The sequence below is a fragment of the Cupriavidus sp. 21MJTG02-4 genome (genome assembly GCF_057798975.1).
The window spans coordinates 71766-90464 of sequence record NZ_JBYOJP010000016.1; the positions used below are offsets into that span (position 1 = coordinate 71766).

The window sequence follows — 18699 nt, forward strand, 5'->3', positions numbered from 1 at the left end:
CTGGCCCTGGGCCGGTCCGGGACACTCATCCACTGGGGGAGACAGCGAATGACTGGTGAACACTTGCAGGTTGTGCATGGCGACATTACCCGGATGGAAGTCGACGCAGTCGTCAATGCGGCCAACAGCGGCCTGCTCGGCGGCGGCGGCGTGGACGGCGCCATCCACGGTGCCGGCGGACCCGCGATCATGGCGGCGTGCAAGGCCATCCGCGACACGCAGGGTGGCTGCCCGACCGGCGAGGCGGTGATCACCACCGGCGGACTGCTGCCCGCGCCGTACGTCATCCACGCCGTCGGCCCGGTCTGGCATGGCGGCAGCCGGGATGAAGACGCCCAACTGGCCAGCGCCTACCGCAACTGCATCCGGCTGGCCGCCGAACATCACCTGCGCACCCTTGCCTTTCCCAATATCAGCACCGGCATCTACGGCTTTCCGCGGGAACGCGCGGCCGATATCGCCATCCGTGCGGTGCGCGAGGCCCTGGCTACCGCAAAAGGCATCGAACAGGTGACGTTCGTCTGCTTCGACGACGAGAACTACAAGCTGTACCGCGAACGCCTGTCCTGACGACGCCTACGGCGCCACGCCATCATCGGCCATGGCCACCGCGGCCTGCGCATGCAGCGCGGTGGTATCGAACACCGGCAGCGCGCTGTCCTGCGGGCCGATCAGCAGCGTGATCTCGGTGCAGCCGAGGATCACGCCCTGCGCGCCGCGCGTGCCGAGTTCGCCGATGATGCGCTGGAATTCCGCGCGCGCCGCGTCGCGAATCGTCCCATGGCAGAGCTCGTCATAGATGATGTCGTGCACGATGGCGCGATCGGCCTCGTCCGGCACCAGGGTCTCGATGCCATGGCGGTCGTGCATCCGGCCGCGGTAGAAATCCTGCTCCATCGTGAAGCGCGTGCCGAGCAGCGCGACACGGCCGATGCCTGCTTCGCGCAGCGCCAGCGCGGTCGGGTCGACGATATGGACGAACGGCACCGACAACGCAGCTTCGATCGCCGGGGCCACGCGATGCATGGTGTTGGTACACAGCAGCACGAAATCGGCACCGCCGGCCTGCACTTGCCGGGCGGCTTGCTGCATTAGCACGCCAAGCTCGTCCCAGCGCCCATCGTGCTGCAGCGCCTTGATTTCCTCGAAGCACACCGTGGCCATGACGCTGCGCGCATTGCGATGCCCGCCGAGCCGGGCTTTCATGCCCTGGTTGATGAGCCGGTAGTATTCGGCTGACGATTCCCAGCTCATGCCGCCGATCAGCCCGATAGTCTTCATTGCCTGCTCCGTGTGGCGCATGGGGATTGCGCGTTGTCGACGCGGCAATCTACCACCCGGATCTGCCGGCAGACAGGGACAGTTTCCGCGCGGGCGACCCGGCCAGTTATGGCCGGGCAACCATCCCACCTGCACGGCAAGGCTGTGTTTTCCGCTACTTCAGCGCGCTGCGTATCAACCGGTTGACCAGCTCCGGCTGCTCGTGCACTACCCAGTGCGTGCCGTCCGGAATGCGCTCCAGCTGCATGTCCGGCACGAACTGGTCGAGGCCATCGAGCAGCGATTTCGGCAGCGCGCGGTCGCGCTCGCCCCAGATCACAAAGGTTGGCACGCGCACCACGAACGCCGCCGGATCGAGCCGCGAGATGTCCGGCGGCGGCTCGCCGGGCCCGGGCGGATGCATCGGCGAAGCGCGGTAGTAATTGACGCCGCCCGACAGCGAATGCGATTCGCCCTCGCCCGGCTGCGCCCACGCGGCCAGGTATTTCTCGCGCGTTTCGCCGCTGAACCACGGCGCGGGTTGCTCGCCACCCGCCGTGAGCATGTTCTCCAGCATCGCGAAACCATTGGCGGCCAGGATTTCTTCCGAGCCCGGACGGCGCAGCCAGTTCATATAGGCCGACGCCGCCTGCTGCTGCGGATCAGTCGCCAGCGCTTTGGCGAACAGGTACGGATGCGGCGAATTAATGATCACCAGCTGCTCGACCAGCTGCGGGAACTGGATGGCAAGGTTCCAGCAGATCGCCCCGCCCCAGTCGTGGGCCACGACAATGCAGCGTTCATAGCCGAGCGCGGCGACGAATTGCACCAGGTCCTCGACAATATGGCGCGGGCGGTAAGCGTCGACGGCCTCGGGCTTGCTCGACAGGTTGAAGCCGCGCAGGTCCGGTGCCACCGCGAAGTGGGTGCGGCCGAATTCAGCGAGCTGGGCTTCCCATTCAAACCAGAACTCCGGGAATCCATGCACGAACAGCATCAGCGGCTTGCCGCGCTCCCCGGCGCTGGCATAGTGCAGGCGCGTGCCGTTGGGCAGGTTGGCAAACTGCAGGTGGCGGATTACGGCGGGGGCAGTCATGGCGTTCTCCATGGGCGGGCCTCGTTGGGTGCGTTGCGTGGCGTCAGCCGCGCAGCGCGGCAACCAGGCCGGCACGCACCTCGGGCTTGTCCGCGAACGGATCGCCCGGATTGCGCTGGCCGATGATGTCCTCGAAACGTTGCTGCACGGGTGCGAGGGCCTGCGGGTGCGAATAAATATAGAAGCTTTCGTCGCGGATGGCATCGAAGGTCTTGCGCGCCACGTCCTCGGCCGTGACCTTGCCGGAAGTGACCGCCTTGTCCGTCAATGCCTGCGACACCATCTGCGAACGCGTGGGCGGCGCGTCGTTCGCCAGGTCCGTGGGCCGGTTGCGCTGCGACTGGTTGATGCCGGTCGGCACGAAGTACGGGCACAGCACCGAGCAGCGCACCTGCTCGGTGACGAGCCCGAGGTCCTGGTAAAGCGTTTCGGTCAGCGTGACCACGGCATGCTTGGACACGTTGTAGACGCCCATCGCCGGCGGGCTCAGCATGCCCGCCATCGACGCCGTGTTGACGATGTGCGCCTGGTACGCCGGATCTTTCGCGGCCGCGGCCAGCATCAGCGGTGTGAAGATGCGCACGCCGTGGATCACGCCGTACAGGTTCACGCCCAGCACCCACTCCCAGTCCTTCAGCGAGTTCTCCCACAGCAGGCCGCCCGCGCCGACGCCGGCGTTATTGAACAGCACGTTGACCTGCCCGAAGCGCGCCATGGCCGCGTCGGCCAGCGCCTGCACCTGTTCACCGCGCGAGACATCGGTGCGCACGCCGATCACCTCGGCACCTTGCGCCTTCAGTTCGGCCACGGCGGCATCCAGCGCATCCTGCTGCACATCGGCCAGCACCAGCTTCATGCCGAGCGCCGCCCCCGTGCGCGCAAACTCCTTGCCAAAGCCCGACGCGCCGCCCGTGATGACGGCTACCCTGCCTTCGAACTGCTTCATGTTCTTGTCCCCTCTCGCTGTGGTTTGCCTTGTGTTCTGGTCGGCCAGTATCGTCCTGCCGGCATGCAGGCCATCGTGTCAGTCCAGCAGGTCGGGCTGCTCCTTGACGATACGGGCATACAGCGGCTGGAACTGGAACCAGCCTGCCTGCGCGGTACCGACGATCGAATAAGCCTGGCGTGCAGCTGCGTCGGCAATGACCTTGAGCGGCGCATTGGTACGCGCGGCAGCCGCCTCGGCCAGCAGTTGCACCTGGCACGAACGCTCCATCGTGATGAACCACCACGCGGCCTCGTCGACCGTCTTGCCCACCGTCAGCAGCCCGTGGTTCTGCAGGATGGCGGCCTTGTTCGATCCCAGCGCGTTGGCGATGCGCTGGCCTTCGTCCAGCTCCACCACCACGCCGCCGAAGTCGTCATAAACCGCGTGGTCGTTGTAGAACGCGCAGACATCCTGCGTGAGCGGATCGAGCGGACGGCCCAGCGTGGACCAGGCGCGGCCATAGGTGCTATGCGAATGCGCCGCGGCCACGGCATCGGATCGGGTCTGGTGGACGCGCGAATGGATCGCGAACGCCGCCGCATTGACCGGATAGTCGCCCTCGACCACGTTGCCGTGATGGTCGCAGCGGATCAGGTTCGACACCGTCACCTGGCTGAAATGCACGCCGAACGGATTGACCCAGAAGGTATCGGTGAACTCGGGGTCGCGCGCGGTGATATGGCCGGCCACGCCCTCGTCGAAACCGAATTTGGAGAACAACCGGAACGCCGCGGCCAGGCGCTGCTTGCGGTGCAGGCGTTCCTGCGCCGGCGTGTCGAACTGCGGCGGGCGCGGCAGGTTTCGATAGCGTGCCTTGACCTCTTCTGACAGGCCGGCGCCGATCTCGTCGTCGGGTGCTGGCCGGGCTTGCGGTGCGTTCATGGCTGTCTCCTGTGGTTGTCGTTCTATGCAGGCCAGCCGGCCGCGCAGGGCCGGCCGCGCCCTTGCCGCTTACACCAGCTTGACCAACTGCTTGCCGAAGTTCTTGCCCTTGAGCAGGCCCATGAACGCTTCCGGCGCGCTTTCCAGTCCCTGTGCGACCGATTCGCGGAACTTGATCTTGCCTTGCGCAACGGCCGTGCCCAGCTCCTTCAGCGCCTGCGGCCACACTTCCATGTGCTCGGAGACGATGAAGCCTTCGATGGTCAGGCGCGACACCAGGATCAGTTGCGGATTCTTCAGCGGCAGCGGCTGGCCGTCATAGCCCGCGATCATGCCGCACATGGCGATGCGGCCGAACGCATTCATGCGCGTCAGCACCGCGTCGAGGATGTCGCCGCCGACGTTCTCGAAGTAGCCGTCAATGCCGTCGGGCGTGGCCGCCTTGAGCATCGTGTAAAGCTCCTTCGCATCCTTGGCAGCCTTGTAGTCGATACACGCGTCGAAGCCGAGTTCGTTGACCACGTAGTCGCACTTGTCCTTGCCGCCCGCGAAACCCACGGCGCGGCAGCCGGCCAGCTTGGCCAATTGCCCCACCACGCTCCCGACCGCGCCCGACGCGGCGCTGACCACCACGGTCTGGCCGGCCTTGGGCTGGATGATCTTGTTCAGTCCGTACCACGCCGTCACGCCCGGCATGCCGACCGAGCCGAGGTAAGCCGACAGCGGCAGATGCGTGGTATCGACCGGCTGCATGCCGGTGCCATCGCTCACCCCCATCTCCTGCCAGCCGAACATGCCGACGACCTTGTCGCCGACCTTGTACCTGGCGTTCTTGCTGGCGACGACTTCGCCGACCGTGCCGCCGATCATGACTTCATCGAGCGGCTGCGGCACGGCGTATGACTTGCTCTCGTTCATGCGGCCGCGCATGTACGGGTCCAGCGACAGGTAGTGGTTGCGCACCAGCACCTGGCCGTCGGCAAGCTGCGGCACGGGCACTTCTTCCAGCCGGAAGTTGGCGGGCGTCACCGCGCCTTCGGGACGCGATGCGAGGACGATGCGCTTGAATGTGTTCGACATGATCGGTTCCTTCCAATGGGAGTTGGAAAACTGCGGGCTGCAGGACACTGCGTGGCTGCGATGCGGGAGCGGCGAATCCGCTCCGGTGTGTTTGCTGCGCCGGCGTTCAGCCGTCGGCGCCGGTATCCGTTGCGCCCGGACGCTGCGGAGGCATGCGCCGGATGTACTTGAACGCGCCCGAGCTGCGCGCCACGGTCTTGCCGTCGGCGTCGACGATCTCGGCCTCGCAGAACACCATGGTGGTGGTGCGGTGCACGGTGGTGCCGCGGGCGGTCAGATGGCCGCGCCCCGGCGCCATGAAGCTGCTCTTCATCTCGATGGTGACCACGCCGCGGCCGTCGGCATCGCTGCTGCGGCCGGCCACTGCCATGGCCACGTCGAGAAGGGTCATGATCACGCCGCCGTGGGCCATGTCCCAGCTGTTCTCGTGGCGCTTCTCGATCGGCAGCGAGATCTCGCTGCGTCCGCCTTCCGCCAGGCTGCAGGTCACGCCGAGATCGGCAAGGAAAGGAATATGGCTCAGCGAGCCGGTGTACTGGTTCATGGCAATGCGATTGGGTGTGGGGGATGGTGTGGTGCCGAAGACAGATGATGCCGCCGGCACCGGTTCCGCATTATTGCCGCAAACTCCGACTATCGTTCGGACCGTGCGCCGATAGCCGTCAGACCGCGCTGACGCCGCCGTCCACCGCCAGGATCTGGCCGGTGATGTGCTTGCCTGCGTCGCTGGCAAACAGCAGCGCGGCACCCTTCAGGTCCTCGTCATCGCCCAGGCGATGCAGCGGCACGCCCGCGCACATGGCTTCGACGCCCATGCGATCGAGCGAGCCCTTGGTCATCTTCGACGGGAAAAAGCCCGGCGCAAGCGCGTTGACGGTGATGTTGTGCTCGCCCCATTCGCCTGCCAGCGTGCGCGTGAAGTTGATCACGGCACCCTTCGAGGTGTTGTAGGCGATGGTCTCCATCGACCCCGGCGGGTTGCCCGCGAGCCCGGCAATCGACGCCACGTTGATGATGCGGCCATGGCGGCGCGGAATCATCGACAGCTTGCCGATGCGCTGGCTCAGCAGGAACAGGCCGCGGATGTTCAGGTTCATCACCTTGTCCCAGGCCTCGACCGGATGGTCTTCCGCGGGAGCGCCCCAGGTTGCGCCGGCGTTGTTGACGAGGATGTCGACGTGGCCTAGCTTGGCCAGCGCCTCATCGGCCAGGCGCACAATGTCGGCCTCCTGCGCGCCGTCGGCGGCGATCCAGTCGGCCTCTATGCCGCGCGATTTCAGATGCGCCTGCGCGGCCTGCAGTTCGTCGGCCTTGCGCGCGGACAGCACCACGCGCGCGCCCTGCTCGCCGAGCGCTTCGGCGATCTGCAGGCCAAGCCCGCGCGAACCGCCGGTGATCAGGGCGGTACGGCCTTTCAGGTCAAACAATTGCTGGATGGTACGCATGGTTCGGTTCCTTGATGATTTTCGATGTCAGGGGAATGGCGGTGCCGGTCAGAACCAGGCGTCCTGCATGTCGAGCGTGGTGCGGTCCAGCGTGGCCAACAGGTCGAGTTGCGGACCGACCTTTGGCAGTTCCCAGCGCGAGAAGTACGCCGCCGCGGCCAGCTTGCCGCGATAGAAGGCCTCGTCCTCGCCGCTGGCACCGCGCGCCAGCGCGGCTTGCGCCACCAGCGCCTGCTCCAGCCAGATCCATGCAACCACCACGTGGCCGAAGGCCTCCAGGTAGATGCTGGCGTTGGCCAGCGTCACGTTGGCGTCGCCGGCGCTCCAGAGCACCTTGGTGACCTCCGCAAGGCGCGTTACGGCGGCGCCGAGGGCACGGGCCTCGCTGGCCAGCGTCGCGTCGCCGCTGGACAACGCGCGCTCACAGGTGGCCTGCACACGCTCGCCCAGCAGACGGAATGCGGCGCCATCCTTCATCACCACCTTGCGGCCCAGCAGGTCCAGGCCCTGGATGCCGTGCGTGCCTTCGTGGATCGGGTTCAGGCGGTTGTCGCGGTAGAACTGCTCGACGTTGTATTCGCGGGTATAGCCGTAGCCGCCATGCACCTGGATGGCCAGGTTATTGGCTTCCAGGCACCACTGCGAAGGCCAGCTCTTGGCGATCGGCGTCAGGATGTCCAGCAGCAGCGACAGCCGCTCGTGCGATGGCGCATCGCCGGCCGTTGCCGCGGCGCGTTCTTCGTCGACGAGCTTCGCGCAATACAGGTTCAGCGCCAGGCCGCCTTCCACATAGCTTTTCTGTGCGAGCAGCATGCGGCGGATATCCGCGTGCTCGACCAGCTTCACTTGCGGGCTGGCGGGATCCTTGCCGCCGGGGCCGACCGAACGGCCCTGCGGACGGTTGCGCGCATAGTCCAGCGCGTGCAGGTAACCCGTGTAGCCGAGCGTCACCGCGCCCAGGCCTACGCCGATGCGGGCCTCGTTCATCATGTGGAACATGCAGGCCAGGCCCTTGCCCGCCTCGCCGACCAGGTAGCCGATCGCGCCGGCCTTGCCGCCCGGCCGGTGCTTCATGCCCTCGCCGAAGTTCAGCAGGCAATTGGTCGTGCCGCGATAGCCCATCTTGTGGTTCAGCCCGGCCAGCACCACGTCGTTGTGCTCGCCGAGCGAGCCATCGGCATTGACGAGGTACTTGGGCACGATGAACAGCGAGATGCCCTTCACGCCCGGCACCAGCTTGCCGTCCGGGCCCGGGATCTTGGCCAGCACCAAATGGACGATGTTCTCCGACAGCTCATGTTCGCCGGCCGAGATCCACATCTTGTTGCCACGCAGGCGGTATTGCGCGCCCAGCGGCGATTCGCCTTCGTACTCGGCTCGCGTAGTCACGTCGGACAGCGACGAACCCGCCTGCGGCTCCGACAGGCACATGGTGCCGAAAAAGCGGCCTTCCATCTCCGGCTTGACGAAGGTATCGATCTGCGCGGGCGTGCCGTGCGTCAGCAGAAGGTTGGCATTGCCGATGGTCAGGAACGGATAGGAGCTAGTGCCGACGTTGGCGGCCTTGAAGTACGCGAAGCCGGCCTTCTCTACCAGCACCGGCAATTGCATGCCGCCCAGTTCGTAGTCCTGCCCGGCGGCCATCAGGCCAGCCTCGCAGAAGGCCTTCAGCGCGGTGCCGACTTCGGGAATGATGGTGACGGTCTCGCCATCGAACTCCGGTTCGTGCTGGTCGTTCTTCTTGTTGTGCGGCGCGAACAGGTCGGTGGCGATTTTCTCGCAGGTATCCAGCGCCGCGTCGAAGGTCTCGCGCGAGTGGTCGGCATAGCGCGGGATCTGGCTCAGTTCTTCGGCCTTGAGCCACTCGTACAGGACGAAATTCAGGTCACGGCGGGAAAGGATCAGCGACATGGTGTCTCCATGCGGCGCGCTGCGTGGCGTACCGCGAATTCTTTTGTTCTGCTGGTGCGCCCGAGGGTGCGAATGAACCCTATGGAAAGGAAACGGACTTGCGCGGTACTGAGTTCGCCAGAACGCCTGACATTGGATGGACTGCGAGCGTGCTCCCCTCTCCCGCAAGCGAAAGAGGGAAGCAAGCCAGCGTCAGTCGTTACAGCACTTCAAACAGGCCCGCTGCGCCCTGGCCGCCGCCGATGCACATGGTGACCACCACGTACTTCACGCCGCGGCGCTTGCCTTCGATCAGCGCATGGCCGACCAGGCGGGCACCCGACACACCGTACGGGTGTCCCACGGCGATGGCACCGCCGTTCACGTTCAGGCGATCCATGGGGATGCCCAGCTTGTCGGCGCAGTACAGCACCTGCACGGCGAACGCTTCGTTCAGTTCCCACAGGCCGATGTCATCGACCTTCAGGCCTGCCTTCTTCAGCAGCTTGGGCACGGCGAACACCGGGCCGATGCCCATTTCATCGGGCTCGCAACCGGCCACGGCAAAGCCGCGGAACACGCCCAGCGGCTGCAGGCCCTTGGCGGCGGCGACACGCGCGTTCATCACCACGGCAGCGGAGGCGCCGTCCGAGAATTGCGACGCATTGCCTGCAGTGACCACGCCACCCGGCATAGCGGTGCGGATCTTCGACACGGCTTCCAGCGTCGTGTCGCCACGGATGCCTTCGTCGCGGTCGAGGGTCACTTCCTTCGTGACCAGCTGGCCCGTCGACTTGTCGGCCACGCCCGCGAGCACCGTGATCGGCACGATCTCGTCCTTGAACTTGCCGGCTTCCTGGGCGGCGGCGGCGCGCTGCTGGCTGCGCACGCCGTACTCGTCCTGGCGATCCTTCGAGATGTTGTAGCGCTTGGCCACGTTCTCGGCGGTCTGGAGCATGTTCCAGTAGATTTCCGGCTTGTTCTTGACCAGCCACGGATCGGCGATCATGTGGCGGTTCATTTCCGCCTGGACGCAGGAGATGCTTTCCACGCCGCCGGCCACGAAGATATCGCCCTCGTCGGCGATCACGCGTTGCGCGGCCATGGCGATGGTCTGCAGGCCGGACGAGCAGAAGCGGTTCACGGTCGCACCCGGCACGGTGACCGGGCAACCGGCGCGCAGTGCAATCTGGCGTGCAATGTTGGAGCCGGTTGCGCCTTCGGGGTTGGCACAGCCCATCAGCACGTCTTCCACTTCGCCGGCTTCGATCTTGGCGCGCGCAATGGCGTGCTCGACAGCGTGGCCGCCCAGCGTCGCGCCATGGGTCATGTTGAACGCGCCCTTCCAGCTCTTGGCCAGCCCGGTGCGGGCGGTGGATACGATGACTGCCTCGTTCATGTCTTGCTCCTCGGAATCTTGGTGTCTTTCAGTTCGGTTGGTTCGGTTCAGCCTTTGGCTTGCAGCAGCTCGGCCGACTGGATGCGCTTCACGCCCGCGGCGGCAAGGTCTTGCCAGGCTTGCGCCAGTGACCCGTTCAGGTCGATGGCGCGGCAAGCATCCTCGATCACTACGGCTTCGAAGCCCGCGGCACGCGCGTCGAGCGCGCTCCACGCTACGCAGTAGTCGGTCGCCAGCCCGGCCAGGAACACGCGCTTCACGCCGTGCTCGCGCAGGTAGCCGGCCAGTCCGGTACGCGTGCTGCGATCCGCCTCCAGGAAGGCGGAGTAGCTGTCCACGCCGGTGTGGTGTCCCTTGCGGATCACCAGCCTGGCATGGGGCACGTCGAGCCCGGCATGAAACGCCGAACCCGGTGTGTCCTGCACGCAGTGGACCGGCCACAGCACCTGCTGGCCGTACGGCAACGCGAGCATCTGGAACGGCTCGGCGCCGGCATGGTTGGCGGCGAACGAGACATGGTCCGCCGGGTGCCAGTCCTGCGTCAGCACCACGTGCGGGAACATACCTGCGCGCCGGTTGATGACAGGCACGACCTCGTCGCCATGTGGCACGGCAAGCGCGCCGCCAGGCATGAAGTCGTTCTGCATGTCGATGACCAGCAGGCAGTCATGCGGACCGGGTCTCATGTTTGCTCGCCTTTCCTTTGCCTTGCTGCGGCCCGGGCCTCAGTCGTTGAAGCCCTTGCCTTCGTCCGCCAGCTTCTGCAGCAGCGGTGCCACTTGCCAGGCCTCGCCGTGGTAGCCCTTGGCGTACTTCTTCATCGCCAGCGCCACGTTGTAGAGGCCAACCTGGTCGGCGTACAGCATCGGGCCGCCGCGGAACAGCGGGAAGCCGTAGCCGGTCAGGTACACCATGTCGATATCCGAGGCCTTCGACGAAATGCCCTCTTCCAGGATCTTCGCGCCTTCGTTGACCAGCGCAAACACCAGGCGCTCGACGATTTCCTCGTCGGAAATCTTGCGGCGCGTAATGCCCAGGTCCTTCGAATGCTGCACGATCATGTCGTTGACCTGCTGGTTCGGGTACGGCTTGCGGTCACCCGCCTTGTAGTCGTACCAGCCCGCGCCGGTCTTCTGGCCGTAGCGGCCCATTTCGCACAGCAGGTCGGCGGTCTTCGAGTACTGGATGTCCGGCTTGTCCACCGCGCGGCGCTTGCGGATGGCCCAGCCGATGTCGTTGCCAGCCAGGTCGCCCATGCGGAACGGGCCCATGGCGAAGCCGAACTTCTCGATGGCCTTGTCCACCTGTTCCGGCAGCGCGCCTTCATCGAGCAGGTAACCGGCCTGGCGGCTGTACTGCTCGATCATGCGGTTGCCGATAAAGCCGTCGCACACGCCCGACACCACGGCGGTCTTCTTGATCTTCTTGCCGATCGCCATCACGGTGGCCAGCACATCCTTGCCGGTCTTGGCGCCGCGCACGACTTCGAGCAGCTTCATCACGTTGGCCGGGCTGAAGAAGTGCATGCCGACCACGTCCTGAGGACGCTTGGTGAAGGATGCGATCTTGTCGACATCGAGCGTCGAGGTGTTCGAAGCCAGGATCGCGCCCGGCTTCATCACTTCGTCCAGCTTCTTGAAGACGATTTCCTTGACGCCCATCTCTTCGAACACGGCCTCGATGACCATGTCGGCGTCCTTGATGTCGTCATAGGACAGCGTGGTCGACAACAGGCCCATGCGCTGCTCGACCTTTTCCTGGGTCAGCTTGCCCTTCTTGGCGCTGTTCTCGTAGTTCTTGCGGATGATGGCCACGCCGCGGTCCAGCGCTTCCTGCTTGGTTTCCAGGATCGTCACCGGGATGCCGGCGTTCAGGAAGTTCATGCTGATGCCGCCACCCATGGTGCCGGCACCGATCACGGCGATCTTCTCGATCTTGCGCACTGGCGTGTCCGACGGAACGTCGGGGATCTTGCTGGCGGCGCGTTCACCGAAGAAGGCATGGCGCAGCGCGCGCGATTCCGGCGTGGTCACCAGGTACAGGAAGCCATCGCGCTCTTCCTTCAGGCCCTGCTCGAACGGCTTGAGCGAACCGGCCACGGCTTCCAGGCACTTCAGCGGCGCCGGGAAATTCTTGGCCATCGCGCCGACGGTGGTCTTGGCGAAGCCGAGGAAGCCTTCCGCGTTCTCGTGGCGGACCTTGAGGTCGCGCACCTTCGGGTATGGGCCGGGCGCGGCGGCAACGTTCTGTGCGAACTTGACGGCGGCGGGCAGCACGTCACCGTCCACAATCTCGTCGAACAGCTTGGTGCCGGCAAACTTCTCGGACGGCACGGCGGTACCCGAGACAATCATGTTGGCGGCCGCTTCCAGGCCGATCACGCGCGGCAGGCGCTGCGTGCCGCCGGCGCCGGGCAGCAGGCCCAGCTTGACTTCCGGCAGCGCGATCTGCGCGCCCTTCGACGCCACGCGATAGTTGCAGCCCAGCGCCAGTTCCAGGCCGCCGCCCATCGCCACCGAGTGGACCGCTGCCACGACCGGCTTGGACGAACCTTCGATCACGCGGATCACCGAATGCAGCGTCGGCTCCTGCGTGGCCTTGGGCGTATTGAATTCGCGGATATCGGCGCCGCCCGAAAATGCCTTGCCGGCGCCGGTGATGACGATGGCCTTGACGGCCGCATCGTCCAGCGCACGGGTCATGCCATCGACGATGCCAAGCCGGGTGCTGTGACCCAGGCCATTGACAGGGGGATTGTCGAGCGTGATGACGGCTACGCCGTCCTGAACCTGATACTGCGCTGTCATGCTGGTTCCTTTGGTGTCTTGGGTTGTCTCGGGATTCGAATTCTCGAATAGGTCTTCGTGCTGCACTGCCGGCCTGTCCCGGCCGTTTGAACTGCCGCGGCCGGAGCCGCGACAGAAGGGTAAACCCTCCGCATTCCCGCGCCTGACAAGCGTTTCAGCCGACGGGCGAAACACAGCATACACAAAATAGCACGGTCGTTCAATTTTAATTTTTGGGGATTTCCCCCATCATGCGCGCGGTTTATTCCACCCCTCCGCCGCGTGCATGGGGATGGTGTCCGGCTTGAACGAAAACTTGTCTCGATGTCGCTGCCATCGCTTCTCCGTGATGCCGATTCCGGCACTTTGCTGTCGCCAACCGGGTGAACCTCATCCCAGTATGCGACTTTATTTGACGTTGCCCGACGATCCGCTAGGAAAGACAAGTTAGACTCGCGCCTTTTCGTTTTACCCGTCCGGACATCCAAAAGAGGTCCGGACTTGTGAAGTTCCAGCGACCCTGATGTCTTCCCACTCCCATCCTCATCCGCACCAGCATCCGGTCGTCGAGCATGACGACCTCCAGCGCAAGCTCAAGGCGCGCCATCTCACCATGATCGCCATCGGCGGCGCCGTGGGCACGGGGCTGTTCGTCGCCTCGGGCGCCTCCATCGCCCAAGCTGGCCCTGGCGGCGCGTTGCTGATGTATGCGCTGCTCGGCTTCATGGTGTATTGCCTGATGACCAGCCTCGGCGAACTGGCCGTCCACATGCCGGTGGCCGGCTCCTTCGTCACCTACAGTGCGCTCTATGTCGACGAAGGCTTCGGCTTTGCGCTTGGCTGGAACTACTGGTTCAGCCTGGCCGTGACCATTGCCGTGGAACTCACGGCGGCGCAGCTCGTGATGCAGTACTGGTTTCCCGGCATGCCCGGCGTGGCCTGGAGCGCGGGCTTCCTGCTGCTGATGTTCGCGCTCAATGCGTTCTCGGTGCGCGGCTTCGGCGAGGCCGAGTACTGGTTCGCGCTGATCAAGGTGATCACGGTAATCGTGTTCCTGGGCGTAGGCCTGCTGATGATCTTCGGCATCATGAAAGGCGGCCCGCAATCGGGCTGGCACAACTTCACCCTCGGCGACGCGCCGTTCGTTGGCGGCATACCGGCCATGATCGGCGTGGCGATGATTGCGGGCTTCTCGTTCCAGGGCACCGAAACGGTCGGCGTGGCGGCGGGCGAGGCGGAGAATCCGGCCCAGACCATCCCGCGCGCGATCCGTCAGACCTTCTGGCGCATCCTGCTGTTCTACGTGATCGCGATCCTGATCATCGGCGTGCTGATTCCCTATACCGACCCTAACCTGCTGCGTAATGACGTGACCGACGTCGGCGTGAGTCCGTTCGCGCTGGTGTTCCGCCACGCCGGGCTGGCCTTTGCCGCCGGCCTGATGAATGCCGTGGTGCTGACCGCGCTGCTGTCGGCCGGCACGTCGAGCATGTATGTCTCCACGCGCATTCTCTACGGCCTGGCCGTCAGCGGCCGCGCACCGCGCTGGCTCGGCAAGCTGACCGTGAGCGGCGTGCCGTTCAATGCGCTGCTGGTCACCACGGCCATCGGCGCACTGTGCTTCTTCAGTTCGCTGTTCGGCGACAAGGCCGTGTACCTGTGGCTGCTGAACACGTCGGCCATGACGGGTTTCTTCGCGTGGTTCGGCATCGCCGTGAGCCACTATCGCTTTCGCCGCGGGCTGGTCTATCAGGGCTACGATGTCGGTGCGCTGGCTTACCATTCGCCGCTGTATCCGTTTGGTCCCATCTTCGCCGGGGTGCTGTGCCTGGTCATCGTGGCCGGACAGAACTATCAGGCCTTTGGGGACATTCCGAATCGCTGGCCCGAGATCATCGCCACCTATATCGGCGTGCCGGTGTTCCTGGCGCTGTGGCTCGGCTACCGCATCGTCCGGAAGACGCGGCTGATCGACTATGAGGATATGCCGTTCGAACTGCCGAAGCCCGCGGTTCCCATCAGCAAGCAGACCGCGAAAGTGTGATGCCTGGCGCGGCCGGACAAGGCCGGCCGCGCCAGCGTGGCTACACTTCCAGCCACTCCTTGCGCACCTGCGCGTTGGCCTTCAGTTCCGTCGGCGTGCCCTCGAATACGATATGCCCATGGCCCATCACGTACACCCGCTGCGAGATATCGAGCGCGATGGCCAGCTTCTGCTCGATCAGCAGCACCGACACGCCCCGCTCCTTCAGCGTCTTGAGGTAGTCGCCCACCAGCGTCACGATCATCGGCGCCAGACCTTCGGTCGGCTCGTCGATCAGGATCAGGTCGGGGTCGCCCATCAGCGTGCGGCACAGCGTCAGCATCTGCTGCTCGCCGCCTGACAGCACGCCCGCCGCGGTGTTCTCGCGCTCCTTCAGGCGCGGGAACATGGCGAACATGTCGTTGATAGACCAGCGTGGTTTTGCCTGGCGCGGGTTGCGCTTCTCGCCGAGCAGCAGGTTCTGCCGCACCGTCAGCGTCGGAAAGATGTCGCGGTTCTCCGGCACATAACCGATGCCCAGATGGGCGATCTCGAAGGTGCGGCGGCCCAGGATCTCCTCGTCGCGGAAACGCACCGAACCCTCCGCTTTCACCATGCCCAGAATGGCCTTGGCCATGGTCGAGCGCCCCACCCCATTGCGCCCGAGCAGCGCGACGATTTCGCCTTCGTCGATATGCGCGTCCACGCCGTGGAGGATATGGCTCTTGCCGTAGTAGGCGTGCAGCCCCGTGACGTCCAGCATGCGCTTTGCCATCAGTGCGCTCCTTCGGTGGCGCCTTCGTCCAGCGTGGTACCCAGGTAAGCCTCCTTGACCTTGCGGTTGTTGCGGATGGCCTGTGGCGTGTCGGTGGCGATCACCTCGCCGTAGACCAGCACCGAGATGCGGTCGGCCAGCCCGAACACCACGCTCATGTCGTGCTCGACCATCACCAGCGTCTTGCCCGCGGTGACCTTGTGGATCAGCTCGACCGCATGGTCCGATTCCGAGCGGCTCATGCCGGCCGTGGGTTCATCGAGCAGGATCACGTCGGCCCCGCCCGCGATGGTGATGCCGATTTCCAGCGCGCGCTGCTCCGCGTAGGTCAGCAGCCCCGCCTGCGAATCGCGCCGGTGCTGCATGCCGATCAGCTCGAGCACCTCGTCGGCGCGCTCGCGCGCGTCGCGCAGCGCCGACAGGCGGTGCCAGAACGAGTACTTGTAGCCGAGCGACCAGAGCACCGCGCAGCGCAGGTTCTCGAACACCGACAGGCGGTGGAAGATATTGGTGATCTGGAAACTGCGCGACAGTCCCATGCGATTGATGGCGAACGGCTGCAGCCCGCCGATTTCCTGCCCGTTCAGGCGCACCGAGCCGGTAGTCGGCGCAAAGCGCCCGGAGATCAGGTTGAACGTGGTCGACTTGCCGGCGCCGTTGGGCCCGATCAGCGCGTGGCGCTCGCCCTTCGGAATCGACAGGTTCACGCCGCGGATGATTTCCGTCTGGCCGAACTTCTTGCGTACATCGGTCAGTTCCAGTGCGGCTGTCATGCCTTGCCTCCTGCCATTTCGCCTTGCACCTTGTCCCACGCGGCGCGCACGCGCGCTGCCGCCATGCGCCATGCCAGTAGTCCCGCCAACCACAGCACGGCGGCGATCGCCCACGGCATCGGCGTGCCCGCATCGAAGCCGATGCCGAACAGCGACATGTCGGTCCCGTTGGCGCTGTCGACCTGCACCTTGTAGACCAGTTCCACGGTCAGGATCATGGCCGCCAGCAGCACCACGCCCGCTGCCGCGCCGCGCGCGTAGGACGGCAGCATCTGCCGGAACTTGCCTTTCGCCAGCAGCGGCATCTGCATCAGCAGCAGGCTGGCAATGCCGCCTGGCACGAACATCACCATCAGCACGAAGAACAGGCCCAGGTACAGCAGCCACGCCTTGGTCAGGTCCGATAACGCAACCGCGAACAGCATGAAGACCACCGCGCCGATAATCGGGCCGAAGAACACGCCCGCACCGCCGATGAACGCCGCCAGCAGCACGCCGCCGGAGCGCACCGCGCTGACGTTCTCGGCCGAGACGATCTCGAAGTTGATCGCCGACAGCGCGCCCGAGATGCCCGCGAAGAACGCCGACAGGATCAGCACCAGATAGCGCACGCGCTGCGTGTTGTAGCCGATGAACTCGACGCGCTCGGGGTTGTCGCGCACCGCATTGGCAATGCGGCCGAGCGGCGTCTGCGTCCACGCGTACATCGCCACCATCGACACCAGGCACCACGCGGCGATCAGGTAGTACACCTGGCGCCCGGGACCGAAGGTGATGCCGAGGAACGGGTCGCCCACCACGCGGTTGGTCGAGATGCCGCCCTCGCCGCCGAAGAACTCAGGGAACATCAGCGAACTGGCGAACACCATCTCGCCAATGCCCATGGTGATCATGGCGAACGTGGTGCCCGACTTCTTCGTGGTCACGTAGCCGAACAGTACGCCGAAGAAGGCGCCGGCCACGCCGCCCACAAGGGGCAGCATCGACACCGGCAGCCACACCTTGCCCGCGCCGATCATATTGAGCACGTGCACGGCAATGAAGGCGCCCAGGCCCGAATACACCGCGTGCCCGAACGACAGCATGCCGGTCTGGCCCAGCAGCATGTTGTAGGACAGCGCAAAGATAATCATGATGCCCATCTGGGACATCAGCGTGATCGCAAACCCGCCGGTGAAGATCAGCGGCAGCACCAGCATCACCAGCACGGTCATGCCCCAGATCAGCCAGCGCGCGAGGTTCAGCGGCTTGTAGTGCACGGTACGGCCGGTCACGACTGCATCACGGCGTTGTTCCATCGTGGTTTCGACTCTCATGGCTCAGCTCTCCCGGGTTCCCATCAGGCCGCGCGGCCGGAAGATCAGCATCAGCACCAGCAGCAGGTAAGGCAGCACCGGAGCAACCTGCGCCACGGTGAGCTTCCACAGCGAATAGAACGGCGTGGCGTCGGTCACGGCCAGTCCGATGCTGCTGAAGAGCCCGGCCAGCGACGCATCGATGGTCACCGCAAAGGTCTGCAGCACGCCGATCAGGATCGACGCGATAAACGCGCCCACCAGCGAGCCCATGCCGCCCACCACCGCCACGACGAAGACGATCGAGCCGACCGCCGCCGCCATCGACGGCTCGGTGACAAAGGCATTGCCGCCGATCACGCCGGCCAGCCCCGCCAGCGCGGCGCCACCGCCGAACACCATCATGAACACGCGCGGCACGTTGTGGCCGAGCGCCTCGACCATCTCCGGGTGCGTCAGCGCGGCCTGGATCACCAGGCCGATGCGCGTGCGCGTGAGCACGAGATAGATCGCCACCAGCATGCCGAGCGAGACCAGCATCATGAAGGCGCGGTATTTCGGGAACGATGAGGTAAAGACCGTAAACAGCGGGCCATCGAGTTCGGCGGGGATGCGATACGGCACCGCGGCCAGCCCCCACACGAGCTTGACGCCCTCCTCGATCAGGTAGGCCAGCCCGAACGTGAACAGCAATTCGGCGACGTGTCCGTACTTGTGCACGGTGCGCAGGCCGAAGCGTTCCACCAGCGCGCCGGCACCGGCCACCAGCAGCGGGGCCAGGATCAGCGCGGGCCAGAATCCGATCTTGCTGGCCACGGTATAGGCGAAGTAGGCCCCGAGCATATAGAAGCTGGCGTGCGCGAAATTGAGCACGCCCATCATGCTGAAGATCAGGGTGAGGCCTGAAGAGAGCATGAACAGCAGCAGCCCGTAGCTGATGCCGTTCAGCAGTGAGATGACGAAGAATTCCACAACGTATCCTTCAATCCGGCTGCGCCGCGGCGCAG

Annotated in this window: 17 protein-coding genes; 2 read left to right on the forward strand and 15 right to left on the reverse strand. The window is 65.2% G+C overall.

Annotated elements, in window-relative coordinates; genetic code table 11:
* The first annotated feature begins 48 nt into the window (after positions 1-48).
* A complete protein-coding gene (locus AC3FKH_RS26575; RefSeq protein ID WP_488678715.1) occupies positions 49-570 on the forward strand; it encodes an O-acetyl-ADP-ribose deacetylase in 522 nt (173 codons plus the stop codon).
* A 6-nt stretch (positions 571-576) separates the two neighbouring features.
* Here the strand turns inward: AC3FKH_RS26575 and AC3FKH_RS26580 are convergent, their stop codons facing one another.
* From AC3FKH_RS26580 to AC3FKH_RS26630, 11 genes are all read right to left on the reverse strand, one after another.
* Positions 577-1281, reverse strand: coding sequence for an aspartate/glutamate racemase family protein (locus AC3FKH_RS26580; protein WP_488678716.1), 705 nt, complete (start codon positions 1279-1281; stop codon positions 577-579).
* A gap of 154 nt (positions 1282-1435) precedes the next feature.
* Positions 1436-2368: an alpha/beta fold hydrolase gene (locus AC3FKH_RS26585; RefSeq protein WP_488678717.1), complete on the reverse strand. Its 933-nt coding sequence runs from the start codon at positions 2366-2368 to the stop codon at positions 1436-1438.
* Between the two features lie 31 nt (positions 2369-2399).
* Positions 2400-3302 carry an SDR family oxidoreductase gene (locus AC3FKH_RS26590; RefSeq protein WP_488678718.1) on the reverse strand — a complete coding sequence of 301 codons (903 nt, stop codon included), beginning with the start codon at positions 3300-3302 and terminating at the stop codon, positions 2400-2402.
* Between the two features lie 78 nt (positions 3303-3380).
* On the reverse strand, positions 3381-4226 hold the full coding sequence (locus tag AC3FKH_RS26595; RefSeq protein ID WP_488678719.1) for a class II aldolase/adducin family protein: 846 nt from the start codon (positions 4224-4226) through the stop codon (positions 3381-3383).
* A gap of 69 nt (positions 4227-4295) precedes the next feature.
* Entirely contained in the window at positions 4296-5306 is a 1011-nt protein-coding gene (locus tag AC3FKH_RS26600; protein ID WP_488678720.1) for an NADP-dependent oxidoreductase, read from the reverse strand.
* A gap of 106 nt (positions 5307-5412) precedes the next feature.
* The gene (locus tag AC3FKH_RS26605) at positions 5413-5850 is read right to left on the reverse strand and encodes a PaaI family thioesterase (RefSeq protein WP_488678721.1); all 438 of its coding nucleotides are present in this window, start codon (positions 5848-5850) and stop codon (positions 5413-5415) included.
* Between the two features lie 118 nt (positions 5851-5968).
* Positions 5969-6751 (reverse strand): SDR family oxidoreductase, encoded by a 783-nt coding sequence (locus tag AC3FKH_RS26610; protein WP_488678722.1) that lies wholly within the window; start codon positions 6749-6751, stop codon positions 5969-5971.
* A gap of 48 nt (positions 6752-6799) precedes the next feature.
* Positions 6800-8662 (reverse strand): acyl-CoA dehydrogenase, encoded by a 1863-nt coding sequence (locus AC3FKH_RS26615; protein WP_488678723.1) that lies wholly within the window; start codon positions 8660-8662, stop codon positions 6800-6802.
* Positions 8663-8861: 199 nt separating this feature from the next.
* Entirely contained in the window at positions 8862-10040 is a 1179-nt protein-coding gene (locus tag AC3FKH_RS26620; RefSeq protein ID WP_488678724.1) for an acetyl-CoA C-acyltransferase, read from the reverse strand.
* Positions 10041-10087: 47 nt separating this feature from the next.
* Positions 10088-10726 (reverse strand): bifunctional nicotinamidase/pyrazinamidase, encoded by a 639-nt coding sequence (pncA, locus tag AC3FKH_RS26625; protein ID WP_488678725.1) that lies wholly within the window; start codon positions 10724-10726, stop codon positions 10088-10090.
* Positions 10727-10765: 39 nt separating this feature from the next.
* Positions 10766-12847 carry a 3-hydroxyacyl-CoA dehydrogenase NAD-binding domain-containing protein gene (locus AC3FKH_RS26630; RefSeq protein WP_488678726.1) on the reverse strand — a complete coding sequence of 694 codons (2082 nt, stop codon included), beginning with the start codon at positions 12845-12847 and terminating at the stop codon, positions 10766-10768.
* Positions 12848-13349: 502 nt separating this feature from the next.
* Here AC3FKH_RS26630 and AC3FKH_RS26635 point away from each other — a divergent pair.
* Positions 13350-14870 carry an amino acid permease gene (locus AC3FKH_RS26635; protein WP_488678728.1) on the forward strand — a complete coding sequence of 507 codons (1521 nt, stop codon included), beginning with the start codon at positions 13350-13352 and terminating at the stop codon, positions 14868-14870.
* Between the two features lie 40 nt (positions 14871-14910).
* Here the strand turns inward: AC3FKH_RS26635 and AC3FKH_RS26640 are convergent, their stop codons facing one another.
* Genes AC3FKH_RS26640 through AC3FKH_RS26655 form a run of 4 tightly spaced genes read right to left on the reverse strand, consistent with a single transcriptional unit; the run spans position 14911 to position 18664 of the window.
* Positions 14911-15624, reverse strand: coding sequence for an ABC transporter ATP-binding protein (locus tag AC3FKH_RS26640; protein WP_488678729.1), 714 nt, complete (start codon positions 15622-15624; stop codon positions 14911-14913).
* Positions 15624-16397 carry an ABC transporter ATP-binding protein gene (locus AC3FKH_RS26645; RefSeq protein WP_488678730.1) on the reverse strand — a complete coding sequence of 258 codons (774 nt, stop codon included), beginning with the start codon at positions 16395-16397 and terminating at the stop codon, positions 15624-15626. Before AC3FKH_RS26645 ends, AC3FKH_RS26640 begins: the two co-directional genes overlap by 1 nt.
* Positions 16394-17713 carry a branched-chain amino acid ABC transporter permease gene (locus tag AC3FKH_RS26650; protein WP_488678731.1) on the reverse strand — a complete coding sequence of 440 codons (1320 nt, stop codon included), beginning with the start codon at positions 17711-17713 and terminating at the stop codon, positions 16394-16396. The genes AC3FKH_RS26645 and AC3FKH_RS26650 overlap by 4 nt, the downstream gene beginning before the upstream one ends.
* A 3-nt stretch (positions 17714-17716) precedes the next feature.
* Positions 17717-18664 carry a branched-chain amino acid ABC transporter permease gene (locus tag AC3FKH_RS26655; protein ID WP_483732022.1) on the reverse strand — a complete coding sequence of 316 codons (948 nt, stop codon included), beginning with the start codon at positions 18662-18664 and terminating at the stop codon, positions 17717-17719.
* Positions 18665-18699: the final 35 nt, after the last annotated feature.

Excerpts from the sequence above, each read along its gene's own strand:
- AC3FKH_RS26575 (WP_488678715.1), top strand. The coding sequence starts at position 49 with ATGACTGGTGAACACTTGCAGGTTGTGCATGGCGACATTACCCGGATG.
- AC3FKH_RS26580 (WP_488678716.1), bottom strand. The coding sequence starts at position 1,281 with ATGAAGACTATCGGGCTGATCGGCGGCATGAGCTGGGAATCGTCAGCC.
- AC3FKH_RS26585 (WP_488678717.1), bottom strand. The coding sequence starts at position 2,368 with ATGGAGAACGCCATGACTGCCCCCGCCGTAATCCGCCACCTGCAGTTT.
- AC3FKH_RS26590 (WP_488678718.1), bottom strand. The coding sequence starts at position 3,302 with ATGAAGCAGTTCGAAGGCAGGGTAGCCGTCATCACGGGCGGCGCGTCG.
- AC3FKH_RS26595 (WP_488678719.1), bottom strand. The coding sequence starts at position 4,226 with ATGAACGCACCGCAAGCCCGGCCAGCACCCGACGACGAGATCGGCGCC.
- AC3FKH_RS26600 (WP_488678720.1), bottom strand. The coding sequence starts at position 5,306 with ATGTCGAACACATTCAAGCGCATCGTCCTCGCATCGCGTCCCGAAGGC.
- AC3FKH_RS26605 (WP_488678721.1), bottom strand. The coding sequence starts at position 5,850 with ATGAACCAGTACACCGGCTCGCTGAGCCATATTCCTTTCCTTGCCGAT.
- AC3FKH_RS26610 (WP_488678722.1), bottom strand. The coding sequence starts at position 6,751 with ATGCGTACCATCCAGCAATTGTTTGACCTGAAAGGCCGTACCGCCCTG.
- AC3FKH_RS26615 (WP_488678723.1), bottom strand. The coding sequence starts at position 8,662 with ATGTCGCTGATCCTTTCCCGCCGTGACCTGAATTTCGTCCTGTACGAG.
- AC3FKH_RS26620 (WP_488678724.1), bottom strand. The coding sequence starts at position 10,040 with ATGAACGAGGCAGTCATCGTATCCACCGCCCGCACCGGGCTGGCCAAG.
- pncA (WP_488678725.1), bottom strand. The coding sequence starts at position 10,726 with ATGAGACCCGGTCCGCATGACTGCCTGCTGGTCATCGACATGCAGAAC.
- AC3FKH_RS26630 (WP_488678726.1), bottom strand. The coding sequence starts at position 12,847 with ATGACAGCGCAGTATCAGGTTCAGGACGGCGTAGCCGTCATCACGCTC.
- AC3FKH_RS26635 (WP_488678728.1), top strand. The coding sequence starts at position 13,350 with ATGTCTTCCCACTCCCATCCTCATCCGCACCAGCATCCGGTCGTCGAG.
- AC3FKH_RS26640 (WP_488678729.1), bottom strand. The coding sequence starts at position 15,624 with ATGGCAAAGCGCATGCTGGACGTCACGGGGCTGCACGCCTACTACGGC.
- AC3FKH_RS26645 (WP_488678730.1), bottom strand. The coding sequence starts at position 16,397 with ATGACAGCCGCACTGGAACTGACCGATGTACGCAAGAAGTTCGGCCAG.
- AC3FKH_RS26650 (WP_488678731.1), bottom strand. The coding sequence starts at position 17,713 with ATGAGAGTCGAAACCACGATGGAACAACGCCGTGATGCAGTCGTGACC.